General features: G+C 60.3%; 1 protein-coding gene. It reads right to left on the bottom strand.

Annotated features, from left to right (window positions below; all coding sequences use genetic code 11):
- Positions 1 to 237 (bottom strand): 5-deoxy-glucuronate isomerase (locus MO867_RS23095; protein WP_252473494.1); only part of this gene is annotated, 237 nt, incomplete at both ends.

The raw sequence follows: 237 nt of genomic DNA, 5'->3' as shown, positions 1-237 counted from the left end.
ATGTCGAAATAGAAATAAACCTCCATGCGCCGCTCGTGGGTATGGCAGGGCATGGTGTTCCACAAGCTGCCTGGTTCCAACTGTGTCAGCCCCATCAGCAACTGACAGGTCGGCAGTACATCCGGCACGATGTATTTGAAGATGGTGCGCCTGTTGCTGCTGGCCGCATCACCGAGCGTGACCGGCGCCGCCTCTTCGCGCGTGATCTTGCGGGTCGGGTAGGCGGTATGGGCCGGC

This window comes from Microbulbifer okhotskensis, assembly GCF_023895975.1.
Classification (GTDB): Bacteria; Pseudomonadota; Gammaproteobacteria; order Pseudomonadales; family Cellvibrionaceae; genus Microbulbifer; species Microbulbifer okhotskensis.
This window is presented reverse-complemented; position numbering and strand designations above follow the sequence as displayed.